The organism is Thiobacillus thioparus DSM 505, assembly GCF_000373385.1.
Taxonomy (GTDB): Bacteria; Pseudomonadota; Gammaproteobacteria; order Burkholderiales; family Thiobacillaceae; genus Thiobacillus; species Thiobacillus thioparus.
The window spans coordinates 14,944-36,585 of record NZ_KB891327.1; the positions used below are offsets into that span (position 1 = coordinate 14,944).

24 protein-coding genes and 1 tRNA gene are annotated in these 21,642 nt (G+C 62.5%); 18 read left to right on the forward strand and 7 right to left on the reverse strand.

Annotation, left to right across the window (positions count from 1 at the left end):
- Positions 1-47 precede the first annotated feature (47 nt).
- The 9 genes from infC to B058_RS0109295 all read left to right on the forward strand — a co-directional run bounded on the left by infC (position 48) and on the right by B058_RS0109295 (position 6,474).
- The gene (gene infC / locus B058_RS0109255) at positions 48-626 is read left to right on the forward strand and encodes a translation initiation factor IF-3 (protein ID WP_425425242.1); all 579 of its coding nucleotides are present in this window, start codon (positions 48-50) and stop codon (positions 624-626) included.
- A gap of 134 nt (positions 627-760) precedes the next feature.
- Positions 761-958, forward strand: coding sequence for a 50S ribosomal protein L35 (gene rpmI / locus B058_RS0109260; protein WP_011311521.1), 198 nt, complete (start codon positions 761-763; stop codon positions 956-958).
- 12 nt (positions 959-970) lie between these two features.
- The gene (gene rplT / locus B058_RS0109265) at positions 971-1,330 is read left to right on the forward strand and encodes a 50S ribosomal protein L20 (RefSeq protein WP_018508197.1); all 360 of its coding nucleotides are present in this window, start codon (positions 971-973) and stop codon (positions 1,328-1,330) included.
- A 168-nt stretch (positions 1,331-1,498) separates the two neighbouring features.
- Positions 1,499-2,518 (forward strand): phenylalanine--tRNA ligase subunit alpha, encoded by a 1,020-nt coding sequence (gene pheS / locus B058_RS0109270; RefSeq protein WP_026240796.1) that lies wholly within the window; start codon positions 1,499-1,501, stop codon positions 2,516-2,518.
- A 16-nt stretch (positions 2,519-2,534) separates the two neighbouring features.
- A complete protein-coding gene (gene pheT / locus B058_RS0109275; protein ID WP_018508199.1) occupies positions 2,535-4,880 on the forward strand; it encodes a phenylalanine--tRNA ligase subunit beta in 2,346 nt (781 codons plus the stop codon).
- A 93-nt stretch (positions 4,881-4,973) separates the two neighbouring features.
- A complete protein-coding gene (locus B058_RS0109280) occupies positions 4,974-5,285 on the forward strand; it encodes an integration host factor subunit alpha (RefSeq protein ID WP_018508200.1) in 312 nt (103 codons plus the stop codon).
- Entirely contained in the window at positions 5,263-5,631 is a 369-nt protein-coding gene (locus B058_RS0109285; RefSeq protein ID WP_018508201.1) for a MerR family transcriptional regulator, read from the forward strand. Before B058_RS0109280 ends, B058_RS0109285 begins: the two co-directional genes overlap by 23 nt.
- 47 nt (positions 5,632-5,678) lie before the next feature.
- Positions 5,679-5,755 (forward strand) — tRNA-Pro (locus B058_RS0109290).
- 134 nt (positions 5,756-5,889) lie between these two features.
- A complete protein-coding gene (locus B058_RS0109295) occupies positions 5,890-6,474 on the forward strand; it encodes a superoxide dismutase (protein ID WP_018508202.1) in 585 nt (194 codons plus the stop codon).
- Between the two features lie 51 nt (positions 6,475-6,525).
- Here B058_RS0109295 and B058_RS0109300 read toward each other — a convergent pair whose 3' ends face one another.
- Genes B058_RS0109300 through B058_RS0109310 form a run of 3 tightly spaced genes read right to left on the reverse strand, consistent with a single transcriptional unit; the run spans position 6,526 to position 9,402 of the window.
- The gene (locus B058_RS0109300; protein WP_018508203.1) at positions 6,526-7,212 is read right to left on the reverse strand and encodes a transcriptional regulator domain-containing protein; all 687 of its coding nucleotides are present in this window, start codon (positions 7,210-7,212) and stop codon (positions 6,526-6,528) included.
- 1 nt (position 7,213) lies between these two features.
- Positions 7,214-7,939 carry a hypothetical protein gene (locus B058_RS0109305; protein ID WP_018508204.1) on the reverse strand — a complete coding sequence of 242 codons (726 nt, stop codon included), beginning with the start codon at positions 7,937-7,939 and terminating at the stop codon, positions 7,214-7,216.
- Complete coding sequence (locus B058_RS0109310) at positions 7,936-9,402, reverse strand: protein adenylyltransferase SelO (protein WP_018508205.1); 1,467 nt, start codon at positions 9,400-9,402, stop codon at positions 7,936-7,938. Before B058_RS0109310 ends, B058_RS0109305 begins: the two co-directional genes overlap by 4 nt.
- A gap of 330 nt (positions 9,403-9,732) precedes the next feature.
- Here B058_RS0109310 and B058_RS0109315 point away from each other — a divergent pair, with 330 nt between their 5' ends.
- The gene (locus tag B058_RS0109315) at positions 9,733-10,932 is read left to right on the forward strand and encodes an MFS transporter (RefSeq protein WP_026240797.1); all 1,200 of its coding nucleotides are present in this window, start codon (positions 9,733-9,735) and stop codon (positions 10,930-10,932) included.
- A 155-nt stretch (positions 10,933-11,087) separates the two neighbouring features.
- Here B058_RS0109315 and selD read toward each other — a convergent pair whose 3' ends face one another.
- Positions 11,088-12,158, reverse strand: coding sequence for a selenide, water dikinase SelD (gene selD / locus B058_RS0109320; protein ID WP_018508207.1), 1,071 nt, complete (start codon positions 12,156-12,158; stop codon positions 11,088-11,090).
- A 62-nt stretch (positions 12,159-12,220) separates the two neighbouring features.
- On the opposite strand from selD, the gene senA reads away from it, so the two are divergent.
- Positions 12,221-13,378, forward strand: coding sequence for a selenoneine synthase SenA (senA, locus tag B058_RS0109325; RefSeq protein ID WP_018508208.1), 1,158 nt, complete (start codon positions 12,221-12,223; stop codon positions 13,376-13,378).
- Between the two features lie 7 nt (positions 13,379-13,385).
- Here the strand turns inward: senA and moaA are convergent, their stop codons facing one another.
- Positions 13,386-14,387 (reverse strand): GTP 3',8-cyclase MoaA, encoded by a 1,002-nt coding sequence (gene moaA / locus B058_RS0109330; RefSeq protein WP_018508209.1) that lies wholly within the window; start codon positions 14,385-14,387, stop codon positions 13,386-13,388.
- 76 nt (positions 14,388-14,463) lie between these two features.
- Between moaA and mobB the strand changes: the two genes are divergently transcribed.
- The 7 genes from mobB (at position 14,464) to B058_RS0109365 (ending at position 20,447) form a co-directional block, all read left to right on the forward strand.
- Entirely contained in the window at positions 14,464-14,964 is a 501-nt protein-coding gene (gene mobB, locus B058_RS0109335; RefSeq protein WP_018508210.1) for a molybdopterin-guanine dinucleotide biosynthesis protein B, read from the forward strand.
- On the forward strand, positions 14,939-16,132 hold the full coding sequence (locus tag B058_RS0109340) for a molybdopterin molybdotransferase MoeA (protein WP_018508211.1): 1,194 nt from the start codon (positions 14,939-14,941) through the stop codon (positions 16,130-16,132). Before mobB ends, B058_RS0109340 begins: the two co-directional genes overlap by 26 nt.
- Positions 16,129-16,380, forward strand: coding sequence for a molybdopterin converting factor subunit 1 (moaD, locus tag B058_RS0109345; protein ID WP_018508212.1), 252 nt, complete (start codon positions 16,129-16,131; stop codon positions 16,378-16,380). The genes B058_RS0109340 and moaD overlap by 4 nt, the downstream gene beginning before the upstream one ends.
- A 4-nt stretch (positions 16,381-16,384) precedes the next feature.
- Positions 16,385-16,840 (forward strand): molybdopterin synthase catalytic subunit MoaE, encoded by a 456-nt coding sequence (moaE, locus tag B058_RS0109350; protein WP_018508213.1) that lies wholly within the window; start codon positions 16,385-16,387, stop codon positions 16,838-16,840.
- A 121-nt stretch (positions 16,841-16,961) separates the two neighbouring features.
- Positions 16,962-17,501, forward strand: coding sequence for a cytochrome b (locus tag B058_RS0109355; RefSeq protein ID WP_245539286.1), 540 nt, complete (start codon positions 16,962-16,964; stop codon positions 17,499-17,501).
- Positions 17,502-17,866: 365 nt separating this feature from the next.
- Positions 17,867-18,469 (forward strand): YceI family protein, encoded by a 603-nt coding sequence (locus B058_RS0109360; protein ID WP_018508215.1) that lies wholly within the window; start codon positions 17,867-17,869, stop codon positions 18,467-18,469.
- A gap of 34 nt (positions 18,470-18,503) precedes the next feature.
- Positions 18,504-20,447 (forward strand): peptidase U32 family protein, encoded by a 1,944-nt coding sequence (locus tag B058_RS0109365; RefSeq protein WP_018508216.1) that lies wholly within the window; start codon positions 18,504-18,506, stop codon positions 20,445-20,447.
- Between the two features lie 61 nt (positions 20,448-20,508).
- On the opposite strand, the gene B058_RS0109370 is transcribed toward B058_RS0109365, so the two are convergent.
- Complete coding sequence (locus B058_RS0109370) at positions 20,509-21,243, reverse strand: DUF599 domain-containing protein (protein WP_018508217.1); 735 nt, start codon at positions 21,241-21,243, stop codon at positions 20,509-20,511.
- A gap of 51 nt (positions 21,244-21,294) precedes the next feature.
- On the reverse strand, positions 21,295-21,492 hold the full coding sequence (locus B058_RS0109375; RefSeq protein WP_018508218.1) for a hypothetical protein: 198 nt from the start codon (positions 21,490-21,492) through the stop codon (positions 21,295-21,297).
- Positions 21,493-21,642 lie beyond the last annotated feature (150 nt).

Here is a 21,642-nt window from a genome sequence, read left to right on the forward strand (position 1 = left end):
GGGACCTCCCGTGATCGGGATCGGGTCCCACGCCTTCTTTAATTTGTTTGACCTTTTTTGCCTCGGCGCCAAGCGTCAGGTTTTTATTTGGAGAACGGCTCATCGCGACAGAAAAGAAGCAGACACGCATCAATGGTGAAATTACAGCCCCTGAGGTGCGGTTGGTCGGTGTGGAAGGCGAACAGCTCGGCATTGTGAAGATTTACGATGCGCTGCGGCAGGCGGAAGAAGCTGACTTGGATCTGGTTGAAATTGCGCCGACGGCCCAGCCGCCCGTGTGCAAGATCATGGACTACGGTAAGTTCAAATATCAGGAAAGCAAGAAGCAGCACGAAGCCAAGCTGAAGCAGAAGCAGGTCCAGATCAAGGAAATCAAGTTCCGTCCGGGTACGGACGAAGGCGATTACCAGATCAAGCTTCGCAACCTCATCAAGTTTCTCGAAGAAGGCGATAAGACCAAGATTACATTGCGTTTTCGGGGTCGGGAGATGGCCAACCAGGAAATCGGCATGGCCCAGTTGCGGCGCGTATCAAACGACCTGGCCGAACTTGCGGTGGTCGAGCAGTTCCCCAAGATGGAAGGTCGGCAGTTGGTGATGATGCTGGCGCCCAAGAAAAAGATTTGAGTTTCGAGACCGGCGTTTCTCGGACCCGTGCTGGTTAAGCCAGTGGTCAAAAACGCCAACAATACGTGCAGTCGGGTAGGTGAAGCATTCCGCGTCGCGGGGTCACCTGACCGCATGAAATAAAAGGAAACATCATGCCTAAGATGAAAAGCAAGAGCGGCGCCGCCAAGCGGTTCCGTGCGCTGGGCGGCGGCGGATTCAAGCGCTCGCATGCATTCATGCGCCACATTCTCACCAAGAAGAGCACCAAGCGTAAGCGCCAGTTGCGCGGCATGGAAACCGTCAATGCCAGCAACCACAAAGCGGTTGCACGCATGTTGCCCTACGCATAAAGGAGAGAAAGCATGCCACGCGTCAAACGGGGTGTAACCGCCCGCGCCAGCCACAAGAAAGTCCTCGATGCCGCCAAAGGCTATCGCGGTCGTCGCAAGAACGTATTCCGTGTCGCCAACGAAGCGGTGATGAAGGCCGGCCAGTACCAGTACCGCGACCGTCGTCAGCGTAAGCGCCAGTTCCGCGCACTGTGGATTGCCCGTATCAACGCCGCTTCGCGTCAGCATGGCCTGACCTACAGCGTGTTCATGAACGGCCTGTCCCGTGCCGAAATCGGCATCGACCGCAAGGTGCTGTCCGACATCGCGATCTTCGACAAGGATGCCTTTGCCAAGATCGTCGATCAGGTCAAGGCCAAGCTCGCTGCGTAAGCGGCATCGAAACAACAAGAAAAGGCCGCAAGGCCTTTTTTTGTTGGTGCTGTCTTAAAGCAAAATGTTTATCCACGAAGAACACGAAGAGGCGCGAAGATCCGATTGTTTTGATTCGGGAATTTCGTGTCCTTCGTGGACGAATTTGAGATTTTCCAGATAACCGCCATGCGCAATCCCAACGAAATCGTTGCCGACGCCCTTAACGCGATTCATGCTTCCCCTGATCTGCCGAATCTGGAACAGGTGAAGGCGGCCTATCTGGGCAAGAGCGGCCAGCTGACCGAACTGCTGAAAAGCCTGGGAGCGATGCCCGCCGACGAGCGCAAGACCGCCGGGGCGCGCATCAACGAAGCCAAGCAGGCGGTGGAGGCGGCGCTCAAGGACCGTCGCGAAGCCTTGCAGCAAGCCGAACTGGAGCGCCAGCTGGCGGCCGAAACGCTGGACGTGACGCTGCCGGGACGGGGGCTGGCGCGCGGCGGCCTGCATCCGGTATCGCGCACGCTGGCACGCATCCAGGCGCTGTTCCGCTCGATTGGCTTCGAGGTAGCAACCGGGCCCGAGATCGAGACCGATTTCTATAACTTCACCGCGCTCAACATCCCGGAAGACCACCCGGCACGCGCGATGCACGATACCTTCTACCTGCAGAGCGGCGAACTGCTGCGCACCCATACCTCGCCGGTGCAGGTGCGCTATATGCAGACCCACCAGCCGCCGCTGCGCATCATTGCACCGGGGCGGGTCTATCGCTGCGATTCGGACGTCACGCACACGCCGATGTTCCATCAGGTCGAGGGCTTGTGGGTCGACGAATCGGTGTCGTTCGCCGACCTCAAAGGCGTGCTCGCAGACTTCATGCGCAATTTCTTCGAGCGCGACGATCTGCCGGTACGCTTCCGTCCTTCGTTCTTCCCGTTTACCGAGCCGTCGGCCGAAATGGACATCGGCTGCGTGATGTGCGGTGGCGAAGGCTGTCGCGTGTGCTCGCACACCGGTTGGCTGGAAGTGCTGGGCTGCGGCATGGTGCATCCGAATGTATTCAAACATGTCGACATCGATACCGAGCGTTTCGTCGGCTTCGCGTTCGGCCTGGGCGTCGAGCGCCTCGCGATGCTGCGCTACGGTGTCGACGATCTGCGATTGTTTTTTGAAAATGATCTTCGCTTCCTTAAACAATTCAATTAATTAGAGCGCATTCATCATGCAATTTCCCGAGTCTTGGCTGCGCAATCTCGTCAACCCTGCGCTCGATACCGCGCAACTTGCCCATGTCGTGACCATGGCGGGTCTGGAAGTCGAAGCGTTGACGCCTGCTGCGCCGCCGTTCAGCAACGTGGTGGTGGCTGAAATCCTGTCCGCAGACAAGCATCCCGATGCCGACCGCCTGCGCGTGTGTCAGGTCGACGTCGGCGAAGCGTCGCCGATCACCATCGTGTGCGGTGCGCCGAATGCGGCGGCCGGTCTCAAGGTTCCGTGTGCCCGGCCCGGGGCGATCCTGCCGGGAATCGAAATCAAGGTCGCCAAGGTGCGCGGCGTCGAATCCTTCGGCATGCTTTGCTCGACCAAGGAACTGGGTCTTGAAGGCGCGGCGGACGGTTTGATGGTGCTGCCGGAGGATGCGCCGGTGGGCGAGGATTTCCGCAGCTGGCTTAACCTCGACGATACCCTGATCACCCTGAAGCTCACGCCCAACCGGGCGGACTGTCTGTCGATGCAGGGTCTGGCGCGGGAAGTCGGCGCGATCACCGGGGCCGACGTGCGCCTGCCCCAGGTCCGGGCAGTCGACACACGCATCCAGGACACGGTGCCGGTCCAGGTATCGGCCAGCGAAGCCTGTCCGCTGTATCTGGGACGGGTGGTGCGCGGGATCGATGCGCAGGCGCCGACGCCGCGCTGGATGGCGGAACGCCTGGAGCGTAGCGGTATCCGCCCGCTGCTGGCACCGATCGACGTCACCAACTACGTGCTGCTCGAACTCGGTCAGCCGATGCATGCGTTTGCTTTGTCGCGCCTCAATGGAGGCATCGAAGTGCGCATGGCGCGCGCGGGCGAGCAGCTGGAATTGCTGAACGGTCAGACGGCCGAACTCGCCCCCGACATGCTGGTGATCGCCGACGCCAGCGGCCCGGTGGCGTTGGCCGGCATCATGGGCGGGCTGCCGACCAGCGTCGAACGGGCTACCGTGGATGTGTTTCTCGAGGCCGCTTTCTTTACCCCGACCGCCATCGCCGGACGGGCACGCCGGCTGGGCCTGTCGACCGATTCGTCGCACCGCTTCGAACGCGGTGTCGATTTCGGCGCGACCCGCCGGGCGCTGGAGCGTGCGACCGAGTTGCTGATTGACATCTGTGGAGGCCAGGCCGGGCCCATTACCGAGGCGGTGGCCACGTTGCCCCAGCGGCAGCCAATCACGCTGCGGCTGGCGCGGCTGAAGCGCGTGGCCGGCATTGAAATGGAGACCGATCAGGTGACGCGAGGCCTTGCTGCACTGGGCGCGCACGTCGAGCGCCAGGATGACCGTCTCATCGTCACCCCGCCGAGCTTCCGCTTCGACCTCACGATCGAGGAAGATCTGATCGAGGAAGCGGTGCGCCTGTTCGGCTACGACAATATTCCGGCGCAGCCACCCGCCGCGCCTTCGCGCATGCTGCCGCAGGACGAAACTGTGTTGGCCGACGACACGCTCCGTCAGATGCTGGTCGACCTGGATTACCAGGAAGTCATCACCTACAGCTTTGTCGACCCGGCCTGGGAAACGGCGCTCGACACCGATGCCCGTCCGCTGCCGCTGGCCAATCCCATCGCCAGCCAGCTATCGGCGATGCGCACCACCCTGTGGGGCGGCCTGATCGAGACCTTGCGCCACAACCTCAACCGCCAGCAGGAACGGGTGCGCATCTTCGAACTGGGGCGGGTGTACACGTCGCAGGCCAAGCAGCCCATGAAGCTGGGCGGCCTCGCTTATGGCGACGTGCTGCCCGAACAATGGGGCGCGTCGTCGCGCCGAGTCGATTTCTTCGACCTCAAAGGGGATCTCGAACGCTTCTTCGGCCACTCGCTCGATACCCGGCGTGGCACACATTCCGCGTTGCACCCGGGGCAGAGTGCCGAGATATGGGTCGATGGCCAGGCCGTTGGCTGGATTGGCGCACTGCACCCGCGACTGGTGCAGGCGTTCGATTTGCCTGCGGTGCCGATGCTGTTCGAGCTCGACAGCCAGATGCTCAGCCAGCGTGATCTGCCGCGCCATGCGAGCCTGTCGCGCTTCCCGCTGGTACGGCGGGATCTGGCGTTCGCGCTGGATGTCCATACCCCGGCGGGCGAGTTACTGACCGCCTTGCGCGAGGTCGCTCCGGGCAGCGTGCAATCGATCGAGGTATTCGACGATTACCGTGGGAAGGGTGTGGCGGAAAACCAAAAAAGCCTTGCTATACGGGTAGTTATGCAAGATACTGAACGCACATTGACGGATCAGGATGTGGAGGATGCCGTACAGAAACTGGTCAGTGCCGCGCTTCGTCAATGCAATGCCGCATTGCGTGCTTGACGCAAAAATGTCGTTGCGCGTGCCTGACGCCCCATCTTGTTGGCGCGTACTTGGCGCGATTTTCCATCAGACATCCCAGATAAACATATACGTATGACCACCCTTACCAAAGCTGATCTGGCCGAACTATTGTTCGAAAAAGTGGGTTTGAACAAACGCGAGGCGAAGGACGTCGTCGAGTCATTTTTCGATGAAATCCGCCTGGCACTCGAAAAAGGCGATATCGTCAAACTGTCCGGTTTCGGCAACTTCCAGTGCCGTGAGAAGCCGCAGCGTCCCGGACGCAATCCCAAAACCGGCGAGGAAATGCCGATCTCCGCGCGTCGCGTGGTGACCTTCCACGCCAGCCAGAAACTCAAATCGCAAGTCGAAGGCGCCCAAATTGGAACGCCCAACGCGGAGTGAACTTCCGCCGATTCCGGCCAAACGCTATTTCACCATCGGTGAGGTATCCGAACTGTGTGCCGTCAAGGCACACGTGCTGCGTTATTGGGAACAGGAATTCACCCAGTTGCGCCCGGTCAAGCGGCGCGGCAACCGACGTTATTACCAGCACCACGAAGTCCTGCTGATCCGTCGCATCCGCGAACTACTGTACGAAGAGGGGTTCACCATCAGCGGTGCACGGCAGCGCCTGGAGCATGATGCCGATACGGTCACCGAATCTGCAACCGCTTCCTCGCCGGAACCCTCGCTGGACGTCGGCAGACTGCGCACCGAAATCAGCGCCATTCTGAAAATATTGGGTTGACGGGCTTCCGCCCCATGCCGCACCTCTGTTAGAATCTCGGGCTTCGTCGGGGCGTAGCGCAGCCTGGTAGCGCACCTGCATGGGGTGCAGGGGGTCGGAAGTTCGAATCTTCTCGCCCCGACCAACAAATCAAGGAATCGGGGTCGGTCATGCCGGCCCTTTTTCTTTACGGCGACAGAAACCCTGTTGTCGTTGCGGCATCTGCAATGCTCGGTAGAGGCACTATATTTACCGTTTGTTCAATATCAGGAGAAAGTTATGGAACACACCTTGCCCGCACTGCCCTTTGCCATGGACGCGCTCGCACCGCACATGTCCAAGGAAACCTTCGAATACCACTATGCCAAGCACCATCAGGCCTACGTGACCAACCTCAACAACCTGATCAAGGGCACCGATTTCGAGAGCAAGTCGCTCGAGGACATCGTCAAGAGCGCGCCCGCCGGCGGCGTTTACAACAACGCGGCCCAGGTGTGGAACCACACCTTCTTCTGGAACTGCCTGTCGCCCAACGGCGGCGGCGCACCCGCCGGTGGCCTGGCCGACGCCATCAACAAGAAGTGGGGTTCGCTGGACGAATTCAAGAAAGCCTTCCAGACCAGCGCCGTGGGCAACTTCGGTTCCGGCTGGACCTGGCTGGTGAAGAAGGCCGACGGTTCGGTCGACATCGTCAACATGGGCGCCGCCGGCACGCCGCTGACCGCGGGCGACAAGGCCCTGCTGTGCATCGATGTGTGGGAGCATGCCTATTACATCGACTACCGCAACCTGCGTCCCAAGTTCGTCGAGACCTTCCTCAACAACCTGGTGAACTGGAAGTTTGCTGAAGCGAACTTTGCCTAAGACCGCTTCGTAGCAGGCTGCAAACCGGAACCGGGGCGTCATGCCCCGGTTTTATTTTGCGTTCGCGCCGGCATCCGCCAGTCTCAGGATGTCCAGATAGCCGCTCTGCGTCATTGCTCGCGCTTCGCGCAGCAGGTCGTCAAGATCTCCTTCCGGCGGTATAACACCGTCCAGCGCTTGCAGCATGCGTACCCAGCGTGCGCACTGATTCGCCACCGTCTTCGGCGCGGGGATGCCCTGTCGGCGCAATTCGGCAGCGCGGCCGACGAGGCGGAATTTGGCCGCTTCCAGTTGCGGCGGCAACGGCAGCGAAAGGTCGAAGCTGACGTCCAGCCGACAGGCCTCATCAATGTGCGGCGCAGGCTGCGGCGGCGGGCGCCACGACAGTTCGTCGGAATCAGGCGGTGTGCCGCGCTCGGGGTCGAGCGGGAATTTGTAGAATCCCCATTTCGCGCCCATCCAGCATTCGAGCAGCACGCGGTCGTCTTCGCCCATGCAAAGCTCGCCGCCGGGGGCATCCCGTTCAACATCGCCCGGCAATGGGCCATAGGCGCGCGGGTCGCGCTTCCACTTCGAGAAATTGCGATTGGGCGGGGCGCCGTAGTCGGCTTCGAGCGCGTGCCACAGCGTGATGAAGCGGCGGTAATCGGAGTGGTAGTCGGAGTTGCGGCGCAGGAACTCCCACGCCCACTGGTCGCGCGTCAGGGCGGCGCAATACGCGTAGGCATCGGCCCTCATGTCAGACCGGCAGGAACACCATGCTGGTGAGGTTGACGACGCCGAAGCGGATTGCGCGGTTGCTTTTGTCCTCGACGATCCTGGCCAGCGTGTCCTGGTTGCCGATGAGTTTGCCGAATTCGCGTTCGAAGCTGAGATTGATCACGTCGTTGCCGTCGGTACCGTTGGACAGCAGCAGGGGGGCGTTGTGCGAGTTCCGGGTCGTCGCCAGTTTCCAGACCACGGCCTCGGTGTTGCGTGCGGCGTTGTAGAGTTTCTGTGCGTCGACGTCGCTCAGCAGATAAAACTCGGTGCGGTGGTTGAACGCCGCCATGTGCATCACCAGCAGTCCGTCCATCAGCGCCTTCACCCGGTCTCCCGTGTACTCCTCGCGCCAGGCATCGCGCAGGCTGGCCTGCCAGTCGAGATCCTTGTGCGAGGACAGGTGCCAATGGGACAAGGGCTTGAACAAGGTTTCGGTCGCCTCGTCGGCGCTGGCGTATCCGGATTTCCGCCATTCGCTGGGATTGCGGCGGTAGAGTTTGAGGGTCAGGGTCTTGAGGCTGGCCAGGGCGGCCTGCTGATGAATTTCGATGACCTCGTCGACATCGCTCTTGGCTAGATCGCGCAGGCTGAAACTGCGTACGCTGCTGCTGCTGCCGTCCTTGCGCTGGATGGCCGAACTGCTACAAGCGACGAGCAGGAGTGCGGTCAACAGATATGCAGACAGGGCAGCGATACGCTTCACGACGAGCAGCTTACCTCAATCTTCCTCGCCCAATCGGGCGGCTCGGCAGCGTAGGCTTCGTATTCCGGCTGCGTGTCGAACGGACGGGTCAGCAGCGTATGCAGGCGGTTGACCTCGCCGTAGTCACGTTCGTCCGCAGCGCGGCGGATGGCGATTTCGGCCAGATGGTTGCGCAGGATGTATTTGGGATTGACCGCGCGCATCGCCTGGCCGCGGGTGGTGTCGTTGAAGCCCAGCTGGCGCAGGGCGGCAGCGTAGCGTGCCGCCCAGGCGTCGAAGGCGGCGCGGTCGAGGAAGAGATCGCGTAGGGGTGTGTTGGATGCATCTATCGTACTGTCGAAGTCGCACAGGCGGCGCAGGAAGATCGTGTAGTCGACGCGGTTCTGCGCCAGCAGCTGCAGCGCATCCATGACGAGCCCGGAGGTGTCGCCGCCTGGCGGCAGGCCGAATTTGGCGGCCATGCGTTCAAGATAGGCCTTGCCGAATGCCTGTGGATATTCGTTGATGGCCTGGGATGCGGTTTCCACCGACATCAGCGGCACCAGCGCCTGCGCCAGCTTGGTGATGTTCCACGCAGCGACGTCGGGCTGCTGGTCGAAGGCGTAACGGCCGCCGGTGTCGGAATGGTTGCAGACGTAGCCGGGGTCGAAGGCGTCTAGAAAGCCGAACGGCCCGTAGTCGAGGGTGAGGCCGAGGATGGACATGTTGTCGGTGTTCATCACGCCGTGCGAGAAACCGACCGCCTGCCAGTGCGCCATCAGGTTGGCGGTGCGCAAGGCGACGTGGTGCAGGAACTCGGGGTAGGGGTCGGACAGTCCAGCCAGTTCGGGGTAATAGCGTACGATGACGTAGTCGGCCAGATGTTTGATCGGTTCGACCTGGTTGCGGTAGTAGAACACCTCGAAGGAACCAAAACGCACGAAGCTCGGCGCCAGTCGTGTCACCAGCGCGGCGGTCTCCTCGTCCTCGCGGTACACCGGGCGGTCGCTGCCGACGATGCAGAGCGCGCGGGTGGTGGGGATGCCGAGCGCGTGCATGGCTTCGGAACAGAGAAATTCGCGGATGCTCGAACGCAGCACCGCACGACCGTCGCCGCCGCGCGAGTAGGGGGTACGGCCGGCGCCCTTCAGCTGCACTTCCCAGCCTTCCCCCGCTGCATTCCGCACTTCGCCCAGCAGGATCGCGCGGCCGTCGCCGAGCTGCGGCACATAGTGGCCGAACTGATGCCCGGCGTAGAGCGCGGCCACAGGTTCCATGCCCGGCAGCACGCGGTTGCCGGCCAGGGTTTCGATCAGCTCGGGATGGCGGATGGCGTCGGCGTCCAGGCCCAGAAGATCGAGCGCGTCCGGGCTGTGGCAGACGAGGTAGGGGTCGGGCACAGGCGTGGCCTGCACGCGCGAATAAAAGGCGTCGGGCAGTGTGGCGAAGCCGTTGTCGAAGGTGAGGTCGCGATGGGAAGGCATGCGCCGATTGTAGAGGCTTGCCGCGTGCCTGCCACCCGGTTGCCCGCATGGTTACCCCGGAGGATTTGCACGCTAAACGGCATGGCTTGTTGCCCCGGCACGTCATGCGGGTTGGCTGCCTGCACGCTGGTATGCTTCCATCTCCGCGTGGCTGCCCAATCGAGACCGTGCCGGATCGCGCCGCGTACGGCAAGCTTGGCTCACCGCACCGGCAATCATTTAGTTCGAGACCGCACATGCCCGATTCCTTCTCCCCGCTATATCTGGCCGCGCCGCCATCGCACTGGCTGTGGTTGGACACCGGCATCGCTCTCGTCTGGTTTCATGGCGATGCTGCGTAGTCCCCGAACGTCCATTCTGCTGTGGCTGGTCACGGTGGTGGTGGTCACGCTGAACCTGCGCCCATTTCTCACCGCCATCGGCCCGCTGAGTCCGGCTATCCAGGCGCAGACCGGCATGGGCCTGGAGGCGCTGGCCTGGCTCACGCTGCTGCCCATGGCCCTGATCGGCGCGGGAACCTGGCTGACGCCCGCCGTGCAGAACCGTCTGGGCGTGCGGCCAGCGATGATGCTGGCGTTGGCGCTCATCGCACTGGGCTGCGTACTACGTCTGGCTGGCAGCGTGTCCGCCGTGCTGATCGCCACCGCCGCCCTGTGCGGTGTCGGCGTGGCGCTGGTGCAAGGCATGCTGCCGGGCTTGATCAAGTTCCACACACCGCGTCATGTGGCGCCCATGATGGGGGTCTACTCGGCCGCGCTGATGAGCGGCGGTGCGCTGGGCGCGCAGTTCTCGCCGCAGGCCATGCAATGGGGCCTGAGCTGGCAGGGTTCGCTCGCGCTATGGGCCTGGCCAGTGCTGCTGGCGCTGTGGCTGGCCTGGACCACGCTGGGTGCCATGCCGTTGCCCTCGGCTGCGCGGCAGACCGGCAGCGATACGGCCTGGCTGCTGCGCCGCCGCCGCACCTGGCTGCTCATGCTGGCCTTCGGCCTGATGAATGGTGGCTACGCCACGATGGTGGCCTGGCTTGCGCCGTACTACCAGGAGCAGGGTTGGAGCGCGACGCACAGCGGCCTGCTCGTGGCCGTGGTGTCGGTGGCGCAGGCAGTGGCGGCGCTTGCCTTTCCGACGCTGGTTGCGCGCCATCTGGATCGCAGGCCCTGGATCTGGCTTACGCTGGCCTGCCAGGCCGCAGGCTTTGCCGCTCTGGCCTGGCGGCCCGACGCGGCGCCCATGACCGCGGCTGTGGTGCTGGGGGTGGGGATTGGCGGATGCTTCGCCCTGTTCATGGTGGTGGCGCTGGATCACCTGCACCACCCCCTGCGGGCTGGCGCGCTCAACGCACTGATGCAGGGCGGCGGATTCATGCTGACCGCCTTAGCGCCATGGGTGATGGCACGGCTGCACCAGGCCACTGGCGGTTTTCATGCGGGCTGGCTGGCGCAGTTCGGCGCGGTGCTGGTGGTGGCGCTGCTGGTGGCACGGTTCAAGCCTGGGCACTACGACGAGGCGATGCAGCCGCCCGCCGGATAGCGTGCAAGCCCCTTGCCGAAGACGACGCAGATACGGGTAGGCACGCTCGATTGCCGGGGGTTATAAGCTTGCTGCATCCTGCGCGATTGTGCTCGGTTTCTAACGGGTGGCGAACCGCGAAGCTCGCCGCGCATATCCCGCGGAGGCAAATGACCTCAAGGCGCGACGGCTACGTTGTGACCGGCCTGCAATTGGCCAATTTCCGTCGCACGATCGAAGCCATGACGGCGGAAGATGTCGAACACTGCATCCCTGGACGCGGGTGCACAACTCACCAGCAGTCCGCCGCTGGTCTGCGGGTCGGTGAGCAGGGCGCGTTGCCAGTCGGCGATACCGTCGGCGAACTGCACCTCGCTGCCGTAGCTTGCCCAGTTGCGCTGGCTGGCGCCGGTGATATGGCCGCTCCGCGCCAACTCGTCGACACCGGGCAACAGCGGCAGTCGTCCCAGTTCGACCTGGGCCGACAGTTTCGATGCCCGGGTGATTTCGAGCAGGTGGCCGAGCAGGCCGAAGCCCGTGATGTCGGTCATCGCGTGCACGCCCGCAGTATCGGCCAAGTCGGCACCCGCGGTGTTGAGCTGGGTCGTGGCGGCGATCATCGATGCGTACTGGTCGGGACTCAGCAGGCCCTTTTTCAGCGCCGCGCTGTAGATCCCAACGCCCAGCGGCTTGCCCAGGATGAGGCAATCGCCAGCCTGGCCGCCGCCGTTCTGCTTGACCTTGCGCGGGTCCACCACGCCGATGCCGACCAGGCCATAGATCGGTTCCGGCGCATCGATGGAATGGCCGCCCGCGATCGGAATCCCCGCCGCCTTGCACACCGATTCGCCACCGGCGAGGATCTGGCGGATGACGTCGTTGGACAGTTTGCCGATCGGCATGCCGACGATGGCCAGCGCGAACAGCGGACGTCCGCCCATGGCATAGACATCGGACAGCGCATTGGTCGCGGCGATGCGGCCGAATTCGAAGGGATCGTCTACGATGGGCATGAAGAAATCAGTGGTCGCCACGATCGCCTGTTCGTCGTTCAGCCGGTAGACCGCGGCATCGTCGCCGTGCTCGATGCCCACCAGCAGGTCGGGATAGGCCGCTGCCAGGTTCGAGGCAAAGGGCGTGTCGGCCAGGATGTCGCGCAACACCGCCGGGGCGATCTTGCATCCGCAGCCGCCGCCGTGGGAGAACTGGGTCAGCCGGATGGGGTCGTTGGGAGGAGGAGTGCTCATGGTCCGATTTTGCCTTCGTGAGTGGGCGCCAAGAATGAAGTGGCTACAGTGCGTTATATAACATGAACCGAACCCGACCCGTCAGCGGCTATTCTGCCGCGCAACTCATCGACCGCTTGACGCAGGCGCGCAAGCGGCTGCGCCAGTTCATCGACGTACTGCCTGCAGACGGCTGGCTGGGGCCGCGTGCCGGCCATCTGAATCCGCCGCTCTGGGAATACGGGCATATCGTCTGGTTCCAGGAGCGCTGGTGCCTGCGCGAACGACCTGACGGCACGTGTGGATCCAGTCTGCGAAGCGGGACTGACGCCCTCTACGACTCTTCCAGTGTGCCGCATGACATTCGCTGGGACCTGCCCCTGCTGCAGCCGGCAATGGTCGACGACTACGCGGAAGCGGTTGCCGTTGCCGTGGCCGATCGCCTGCACAGCGGATTCGACAACGACATCGCCTACTTCGCCGAACTGAGCCTTTATCATGAGTTGATGCACATCGAGGCGTGGTGGATGGCATTCCAGGACCTGGGCTATGCGCCACCCGAACGGCTGGAAGTCGCCGACGCTCCGTCGGCGCAGCATCTGGCATTCCCCGACGGCGAGGCGGAACTCGGCAGCGGGCCCGACGCAGGCTTCATCTTCGATAATGAAAAATGGCAGCATGCGGCGCCGGTACCAGCCTTTGACATCGATGCGCGCCCGGTCTCCGAAGCGGCTTTCGCCGAATTCGTCGATGCAGGCGGTTACCGCCACAAGGCAATGTGGTCGGAAGCGGGTTGGGGCTGGCGCACGGCCAGCGAGGCGAGCCATCCTGTGTACTGGAGACGGGACGCGGGTGGCTGGCAAGTGCGCCGTTTCGACCGCTGGACGCCCTTGCGAGCGGATGCGCCGATGCTGCATGTGAATCGTTACGAAGCCGAGGCCTGGGCGGCTTGGCAAGGCCGGCGTCTGCCCACGACTGCGCAGTGGCTGCGTGCAACGGCGCGGCAGGAATTCAGCTGGGGTGAGGCGTGGGAGTGGATGCGCGATCCGTTCGTGCCGTACCCAGGCTTCGTGCCCGATCCGTATCGCGACTATTCGCAACCCTGGTTCAACACGCATGGGGAATTGCGCGGCGGCGGGCCGGTGACCGATAGGTCGCTGAAATACCCCGGTTTCCGCAATTTCTATCTGCCGGACCGGCGCGATCCCTTCGCCGGTTTTCGTACCGTGAGCGCGGATTGAGGCGACTTCAGCCGCCGGTCATCGACATGAAGCGCAGGATCTTGTGGGGCGCTTCGCGGAATTCGTGACGTTCCGGCTTGAGATCGATCGCGTGCAGGATGGCGGCTTCCAGCTCGGCGTCGCTGCAAGCTTCGCGCAGCAGCGGGCGGAATTCGAATTTCTCTTCCTGTCCCAGGCACATGTAGGCAGTGCCGTCGACGGCGATGCGGATGCGGTTGCAGGTTTCGCAGAAATGCTGCGAGATCGGCGTGATGAAGCCGACATTGAAGTGGCCGTCCGGCGTGCCAAGATAGCGCGCAGGACCCCCACCGGACAGGGCGGTCTCGACCAGGCCGAACTGTGTACGCAGGCGCTCCTTTACCGGCTGCAGGTCGAGGTATTCGGCGTTGCGTCCGGTGTCGCCCATCGGCATTGCCTCGATCAGCCGCAGAACGAACCCGCGTTCCATGCAGAAGGCGACCATCTCGTCGATCTCGTCGTCGTTGGTCCCGCGCAGTGCCACCATGTTGAGTTTGATCGGCGCGAAGCCGGCATCCTGTGCCGCGGCGAGCCCGGTCATGACCCTGGCGAGCACGTCGCGGCCGTTGATGCGTTCCACTCGCGCCTGCTGTAGCGAGTCGAGGCTGACGTTGAGCCGTGTCACGCCGGCAGCCTTCAAGGCCTCGGCGTGCTTGTCGAGCTGGGTGGCGTTGGTGGACAAGGATAAATCTTCGATGCCGGGCAGGGTAGCGATACGTCCGGCGAGTCCGGCGATGTTGCGCCGCAGCAGCGGCTCGCCGCCGGTCAGGCGGATGCGGCGCACGCCCAAGCGCGCAAACGCGCCGATCAGGCGTTCGATCTCGTCGAAATTGAGCCAGTGTTCCGGCTCCTCGAAGCCCTTGAAGCCTTCCGGCATGCAATAGCTGCAGCGCAGGTCGCAACGGTCCGTCACCGACAGCCGTACGTAGTCGATGCGGCGGCCGAACTGATCGATGAGGCCCGGCTGGTCGGTTGAAACAACGGTATTCATGAGGATAGGCTGGCAGGAATGGGTTATATATGGAAAAATATAACATCAAATATAGCCTGACACGGCCCGACTGACAATGAAGGTATTTGGCATCGCAGGATACAGCGGCAGCGGCAAGACCACGCTCATCGAACGGGTACTGCCGCAGCTGGCTGTGCGCGGACTGGACGTGGCGGTGATCAAGCACACCCACCACGATTTCGACATCGACCGTCCCGGCAAGGACAGCTGGCGCGTACGCGAGGCCGGTGCGACGGCAGTGCTGCTGGCGTCCGACCACCGCACGGCGGTACTGGCGGATCACCGCAATGTGCCCCCCCGGCTCAGCGATCTGCTGGCGAGGCTGCCGCCATGCGACCTGGTGCTGGTCGAGGGATACAAGCGCGAAGCAATCCCCAAGCTGGAAGTCCATCGCGCCGAGATCGCCAAGCCCTGGCTGTTTCCCGACGACCCGAATATCCTGGCCGTGGCGTCGGACGTTGCGCCGCCCGACGGATTTCCCCGCATCGACATCGATGCCGTTCAATCCCTTACTGACTTCATCTTGAACCATGCTCAAAGCCAACCAACTGCTTGATGCCCTGCTTGAACGCGCCCGCAGGGCAAGCGAAACCGAAACCGTTGTAGTGACCGCCGCGCTCGGTCGCGTGCTGGCCATACCGCAGACTTCCGCCATCACCGTGCCGCCGCTCGACAACAGCGCGATGGACGGCTATGCCGTGCGCGTTGCCGACGTGGCGGTGGCCGGTGCCCGACTGCCGGTTTCGCAGCGCATTCTTGCTGGTGCGGTGGGCGAGTCCCTGCAGCCGGGTACCGCTGCGCGCATCTTTACCGGTGCGCCGATCCCGCCAGGTGCCGATGCCGTGCTGATGCAGGAATACTGCTACGCCGAAGGAGACGATGTCGTGATCAACGCGTTGCCTCGGCGGGGCGAGAATATTCGCCGTGCCGGCGAGGACATCGAAACCGGCGCGCAGGTGCTCGCCGCCGGTACCCGTATCGGCGCAGCCGAGATGGGACTCGCAGCGTCGGTCGGACTGGCCGGGTTGCCGGTGTTCCGGCGGCTGAAGGTCGCGTGCTTCTTCACCGGCGACGAACTGGTGACGCCGGGCACGCCCTTGGAGCCGGGCCAGATCTACAACTCCAACCGCTATACCCTGACTGGGCTGGTGAACGGCCTCGGCTGCGAACTGATCGATCTCGGCATCGTGCCCGACTCGCTGGAAGCGACCGAGGCCGCGCTGGCAGGTGCCGCCAGTGTGGCCGACGTCGTCATCACCAGTGGCGGTGTGTCGGTGGGCGAGGCCGACTACGTGAAGGCCGCAGTCGAAAAACTGGGACGCGTCGAGATGTGGAAAGTCGCAATGAAACCCGGCAAGCCGCTTGTCTACGGACGCGTGGATGAGGCCGACTTCATCGGCCTGCCGGGTAATCCGGTGTCGGCCTTCGTCACTTTCTGCCTGTTCGTGCGGCCGTTCCTCCTGAAGCGCATGGGGGTTCGCGATGTGCTGTATCGGGCATTTCCGGTCAAGGCGGATTTTGCCTGGGCCAAGCCCGGCGTGCGGCGCGAATTCCTGCGCGCCCGCATGCAGGAAAACGGTCGCGCAGGAATCTATCCCAACCAAAGTTCGGGCGTGCTGACCTCGTGCGCGTGGGCCGATGGGCTTGTCGATATCGAGATCGGCCAGACCGTGCAACCGGGCGACTGGGTGCGCTTCATTCCCCTTGCGGAACTGCTGGCATGAAACTGCGCGTGCTCTATTTCGCTCGTCTGCGTGAGCGCCTCGGATGCGCCGAGGAAACCCTGGATTGCGCTGGCAGCACCGTCGCCGATCTGGTTGCCCAGTTGCAGGCCCGCGGGGGCGTGTGGGCGGAAGAACTGGCGACGGGCCGGGCATACCGGGTGGCGGTCAATCAGGACATCGTCGCGCTCGATGCGGCTTTGACCGAGAACGCCGCAGTCGCGATTTTCCCGCCGGTCACCGGAGGCTGAGACGATGAAAATATTGGTGCAGAGCGAAGCCTTCGAGTTGGGTGCGGAAGTCGACGCCTTGCGACGTGGCCGCACAGACATCGGCGCCATCGCCAGCTTCGTCGGCCTGGCCCGTGACATGAACGATGGCAGCGATGTCGCTGCGATGACGCTGGAACACTATCCGGGCATGACCGAGAAGGCGCTGGCCGCGCTGGTCGAGGAAGCGCAATCGCGCTGGACCCTGCTCGACGTCACGCTGATCCATCGGGTCGGCCGGTTGCTGCCGGGCGATCCGATCGTGCTGGTTGCCGTGGCGGGCAGCCATCGCGGCGAAGCCTTCGCTGCCTGTGAATTCATCATGGATTATCTGAAAACCCGTGCGCCGTTCTGGAAAAAGGAAGTGACTCCGGAGGGTGAACGCTGGGTAGAGGCGCGCGCCAGCGACGATGTTGCGGCCACGCGCTGGGGGAAAACCTGATTTTATGCACCATCCGTCATCGCGGAAACCTAGTAGGATTCCCTCTACTGGTTGACCGACAGGGCTCCCGTCCTGATTGACCGTTTTTTGTCGTCGAAACAGTTTCGAAGATGGAGATTGCATGACTTCCGCAATGCGTTATTCGCCCCCCGCCGTCGTGCTGCACTGGCTGGTTGCCGTGCTGATTTTCGTGGCATTTCCACTCGGTCTGTATATGGCCGACCTGCCGCTGTCGCCGGAGAAACTCAAGCTCTTCAGCTATCACAAGTGGGTCGGCGTTACCGTGTTCATGCTGGCGGGGCTGCGGGTGGTGTGGCGGCTGACGCATACGCCACCCCCGCTGCCTGCCAGCGTGGCCGGTTGGCAGCGCCGCGCGAGCGCCGTCGTGCATGGCCTGCTGTATTTGCTGATTCTGGTGATCCCGATTTCGGGTTGGCTGATGAGTTCTGCCAAGGGCGTTCAGACCGTGTGGTTCGGCGTATTGCCGTTGCCTGACCTGATCGGCAAGGACAAGGCCCTGGGTCACCTGCTCGAGGAAGTACACGAAACGCTGAATTACACCCTGCTTGCCTTGGTCGTCCTGCATGTGGCCGGCGCCCTGCAGCATCACTTCGTCGAACGCCAGCCGTTTTTGCAGCGCATGGGCTGGAGCAAGACTTAAGCGACAAACCTGCAGCTTTTCCTCTTGATGCGCCAGGCCTGCTACCCCCGGCAGGCCGTCGATTCCCAATTTTCATCTTGCCCCGGGCCTGCGCGTTCCCGTGCGGGGTTCTGTGTTGTCCCCAGTTCGACGCTGTTTGTGGGGTTTCCGTCATGTGGCGGCCATCCACGGCTAGCCTGCATGTGCCATAAAGTTTCAACATATTGATTTAATTGGCTTTAATTTGGCCGACTTCTGCGCCCGGCAGCGGGCACACGCGTTGCAGCACCTGCGGGGCTCCCTGATGAAACGACGACCGGGAGCGGTCGGGCGGCACGGCCGCCAGGCAAATGGATCCCGGTGTTCACCTTTCGCAGGAGCATCTGATGAAACGTTTTGTCTTGTTGACCGCGCTTGTTGCCAGTGCAGCTTCAGCCTTGGCCGCGCCCGAAATCTATGTGATCGACAGCAGCCGCACGTCCTCGCAGTTCAGTTATCGCTATCTGGGACTCTCGAGCCAGACCAATCGGTTCGAAAAGATCAGCGGAACGGTGGTGTTCGATCGCGACAGCCAGTCAGGATCGGCCGAGGTGACCATCGACGCCGCTTCGGTCAGCACCGGCCAGGCTTTGCTGGATATGCAAATGAAAGCGGCGGATTTCTTCGATACTGCCAACTATCCGGTCATTACCTTCAAGTCTGGCAAGATGAGCCTGAACGGCGAATCGTCGAGCCTGTCGGGCGATCTTACGATCAAGGGGGTGACCCGGCCGGTGACGCTTGCCGTGACGCATTTTCAGTGCATGCAAGAGACCGAGTCCCGGGCAGAGACCTGCGGCGCCAATGCGACCGTCACGCTCAGGCGCTCGGACTTCAACATGGGCAAGTACGCCTTTCTTGCCGGCAACGACATCACGCTGAACCTGGCCTTCAAGGCAGTCAAGGCGCAATCGTATCTGCAGTTGGCGAGCCGCGACCCCGCCAAGTAAGTAAAATGGTGTTTTGCTGTCCGGAACGCCGCCCGTGGAACCCCATCAACTCGAACTGCTCGCACCTGCGCGCGATGCCGACATCGGCATCGAAGCCGTCAACCACGGCGCCGATGCGGTGTACATCGGCGGCCCGTCGTTCGGCGCGCGCGCGGCGGCATCCAACGAGATAGCCGACATTGCGCGGTTGGCGGCGCATGCCCACCGCTTCAATGCGCGCGTGTTCGTCACCCTCAACACCATCCTGCGCGACGACGAGTTGGAGCCGGCGCGTCAGCAGGTCTGGCAGCTCTACGATGCCGGGGTCGATGCACTCATCATCCAGGACATGGGCCTGCTGGAACTCGACCTGCCGCCGATCCAGCTGCACGCCAGCACCCAGACCGACATCCGCACGCCGGACAAGGCGCGCTTCCTGCAGGACGTGGGATTGAGCCAGATCGTGCTGGCGCGTGAACTCGATCTGGAACAGATCGCTTCAATCCATACCGCCTTGCGGCCCGACACCACGCTGGAGTTCTTCGTCCATGGCGCGTTGTGCGTCGCCTACAGCGGCCAGTGCTACATCAGCCACGCCCACACCGGACGCAGCGCCAACCGCGGCGACTGCTCGCAGGCCTGCCGCCTGCCGTACCAGGTCACCGACATGGAAGGGCGCATCGTCGCGCACGACAAGCACGTGCTGTCGATGAAGGACAACAACCAGAGCGGCAACCTCGAAGCGCTGATCGACGCCGGCATCCGCAGCTTCAAGATCGAGGGCCGCTACAAGGACATGGGCTACGTGAAGAACATCACCGCCCATTACCGCACGCTGCTCGACGACATCATCGAACGCCGCCCGGAATTCGCACGTGCGTCCTCAGGCCGCACCACATTCAGCTTCACGCCCGACCCCAACCAGAACTTCAACCGCGAGTTCACCGATTATTTCGTCGGCGGCCGCAAGGATGATATCGGTGCATTCGACACGCCGAAGAATCCCGGTCTGCCGGTCGGCCATGTACGCAAGGTTGGCGACAAATGGGTGGAACTGGAGACCGATCTACCCGATACCGTGCTCAACAACGGCGACGGCCTCTGCTACTACACGCTGCAGAAAGACCTGGCCGGGCTTGCGATCAACCGTGCCGAGAAGTTGGGCGAGGGTGTGTGGCGGGTGTTTCCGAAAGATCCGATGGCGAGCTTCAAGGATTTGCGCGCCGGCACGCCGGTCAACCGCAATCGCGACATGAACTGGACGCGCATGCTGGACAAGGCGTCCAGCGACCGTCGTATCGGCGTGTGGATGCGCCTGGGCGAAACCGAAGACGGGTTCTCGCTCACCCTGACCGACGAAGATGGCCACAGTTCCACAGTGGTGGCTGCGCATCCCAGGGAAGCGGCCAACGACACCGCCAAGGCCGAGGCCACGTTGTGCGCGCACCTCGGAAAGCTCGGTACTACGCCCTTTGCCGCCATGGGGTTTGCGCTTGAATTGACGCAGTCCTGGTTCATTCCGGCTTCTTTCGTCAATGCCCTGCGTCGCGATGCAGTCGCCGCACTGGAAGCGGCGCGTGCGGCGGCCTATGCGCGCCCGCCTCGCATGCAGCCGGTCGAGCCGCTCGTGGCCTATCCCGAGGACACGCTCACTTATCTGGCCAACGTCTACAACCACAAGGCACGCGATTTCTACGCGAAGCGCGGTGTACACGTCATTGCCGCGGCCTACGAAAGCCACGAGGAGACCGGCGACGTCTCGTTGATGATCACCAAGCACTGCGTGCGTTATTCACTCTCGCTCTGTCCCAAGCAGGCCAAGGGTGTCACCGGCGTGCAGGGTACGGTACGCGCCGCACCCCTGACGCTGATCAACGGCAGCGAGAAGCTCACGCTGCGCTTCGATTGCAAGCCGTGCGAAATGCATGTGGTGGGGAAGCTGAAGCCGGCGGTTGCGAAGAACAGTGCGCCGTTGACGTTCTACAGGACGCGTCCCTGAGCAGTCGGTCGCGTGTACAGCGCAGCAGGCGGTTCGCAGAACCGGCTGCCTTACCGGATGATTACTTGGCGTACTTGGCCTGTATGGAAACGACCGGCGCGTTCTGCTTTCCAGAAGGGCTGACATCCATGACGCCTTCGGATTCGCTACGGTCGAGGCGGTAGAGTGCAATGATCAGGCCAATCGACGCGGCCAGCAGGAAATAAGGCCCGAACAGCCAGAATACCAGCGGGATGGAGAACAGGAAGGCGCGCATGCCGATAGAAAACATGGTGCCCGAACGATGCAGGCGGCGAGCCACGGATTCCGGCGACAGATTGTGATGCGCTTCGAATTCCGGCACGTTGATCATGAACACCACGTGATTGGCCAGGCGCACCGACATGGCAAAGGCGAAGAATGCCACGATGAAAGTGATCAGCAGGGCCATGACCTTGACGATCCACAATTCGGCAGCATGGCTGCTGGTCATGCTGAGCACATGCCAGCTACGCGTAATGCTCTCGGCCTGGCCGGAGAGCGTGAGCGTACCGATGATCAGGATGGCGGCAGTGGAGGCCATCAATGTCGAACCCATGATCCAGTTACGCAGCGTTTGCACGCCCATGATGCCCTGGGCAGGATTGCGCATGATGTTGGCCACCCATAAGCGGCGCGCGAGCTCGTGCACACCATGTATCGTGTAGGTGGGGTTTTCCCGCACTTTCATGCTGAGGAAAAGGTAGTACGCGACTACACTCAGTACGCTGAGTACAAGCGCCACAATATCGGTTTCAAATTCGGTTAACAATTCCATCCTCTCGGTTTCCAGGTCAATTCATCGGCTCATGTACGCGGGGTGTAGCGCTCACAGTGCGCTCTGAGCGTGCCGGATGCTCGGCGCAGCAGAGGACGCGTCGGCGCGTGCGGAAACCGGTCCGCACGGGGTCGCATCCAGCTTGGACGTAGATGACGGTTCGACCTGACGGAGCAGGACGTTGAACTCATTCTGGTTGCCAACGTTGGCGAAGGCCAGGGCATTGATGATTCGGGTCATGACGTTCATGGTTTTCTCGCAATTCGTTGTTGAGTCGCTCCTTTTGTTGCATATTGCGTGCCATTTTTATAACTAATTGTTTACTAACAAGTAAATTATCGTGACCCGCATACTTTGCATGTTGGATTGTTGCCTAATGCAACAATTGGCCCTGGTTTT

Bases quoted from the DNA above. Each gene is read 5' to 3' on its own strand.
- rpmI (WP_011311521.1), top strand. From the start codon at position 761: ATGCCTAAGATGAAAAGCAAGAGCGGCGCCGCCAAGCGGTTCCGTGCG.
- rplT (WP_018508197.1), top strand. From the start codon at position 971: ATGCCACGCGTCAAACGGGGTGTAACCGCCCGCGCCAGCCACAAGAAA.
- pheS (WP_026240796.1), top strand. From the start codon at position 1,499: ATGCGCAATCCCAACGAAATCGTTGCCGACGCCCTTAACGCGATTCAT.
- pheT (WP_018508199.1), top strand. From the start codon at position 2,535: ATGCAATTTCCCGAGTCTTGGCTGCGCAATCTCGTCAACCCTGCGCTC.
- B058_RS0109280 (WP_018508200.1), top strand. From the start codon at position 4,974: ATGACCACCCTTACCAAAGCTGATCTGGCCGAACTATTGTTCGAAAAA.
- B058_RS0109295 (WP_018508202.1), top strand. From the start codon at position 5,890: ATGGAACACACCTTGCCCGCACTGCCCTTTGCCATGGACGCGCTCGCA.
- B058_RS0109300 (WP_018508203.1), bottom strand. From the start codon at position 7,212: ATGAGGGCCGATGCCTACGCGTATTGCGCCGCCCTGACGCGCGACCAG.
- B058_RS0109310 (WP_018508205.1), bottom strand. From the start codon at position 9,402: ATGCCTTCCCATCGCGACCTCACCTTCGACAACGGCTTCGCCACACTG.
- B058_RS0109315 (WP_026240797.1), top strand. From the start codon at position 9,733: ATGCTGCGTAGTCCCCGAACGTCCATTCTGCTGTGGCTGGTCACGGTG.
- selD (WP_018508207.1), bottom strand. From the start codon at position 12,158: ATGAGCACTCCTCCTCCCAACGACCCCATCCGGCTGACCCAGTTCTCC.
- senA (WP_018508208.1), top strand. From the start codon at position 12,221: ATGAACCGAACCCGACCCGTCAGCGGCTATTCTGCCGCGCAACTCATC.
- moaA (WP_018508209.1), bottom strand. From the start codon at position 14,387: ATGAATACCGTTGTTTCAACCGACCAGCCGGGCCTCATCGATCAGTTC.
- mobB (WP_018508210.1), top strand. From the start codon at position 14,464: ATGAAGGTATTTGGCATCGCAGGATACAGCGGCAGCGGCAAGACCACG.
- B058_RS0109340 (WP_018508211.1), top strand. From the start codon at position 14,939: ATGCTCAAAGCCAACCAACTGCTTGATGCCCTGCTTGAACGCGCCCGC.
- moaD (WP_018508212.1), top strand. From the start codon at position 16,129: ATGAAACTGCGCGTGCTCTATTTCGCTCGTCTGCGTGAGCGCCTCGGA.
- moaE (WP_018508213.1), top strand. From the start codon at position 16,385: ATGAAAATATTGGTGCAGAGCGAAGCCTTCGAGTTGGGTGCGGAAGTC.
- B058_RS0109355 (WP_245539286.1), top strand. From the start codon at position 16,962: ATGACTTCCGCAATGCGTTATTCGCCCCCCGCCGTCGTGCTGCACTGG.
- B058_RS0109360 (WP_018508215.1), top strand. From the start codon at position 17,867: ATGAAACGTTTTGTCTTGTTGACCGCGCTTGTTGCCAGTGCAGCTTCA.
- B058_RS0109370 (WP_018508217.1), bottom strand. From the start codon at position 21,243: ATGGAATTGTTAACCGAATTTGAAACCGATATTGTGGCGCTTGTACTC.
- B058_RS0109375 (WP_018508218.1), bottom strand. From the start codon at position 21,492: ATGAACGTCATGACCCGAATCATCAATGCCCTGGCCTTCGCCAACGTT.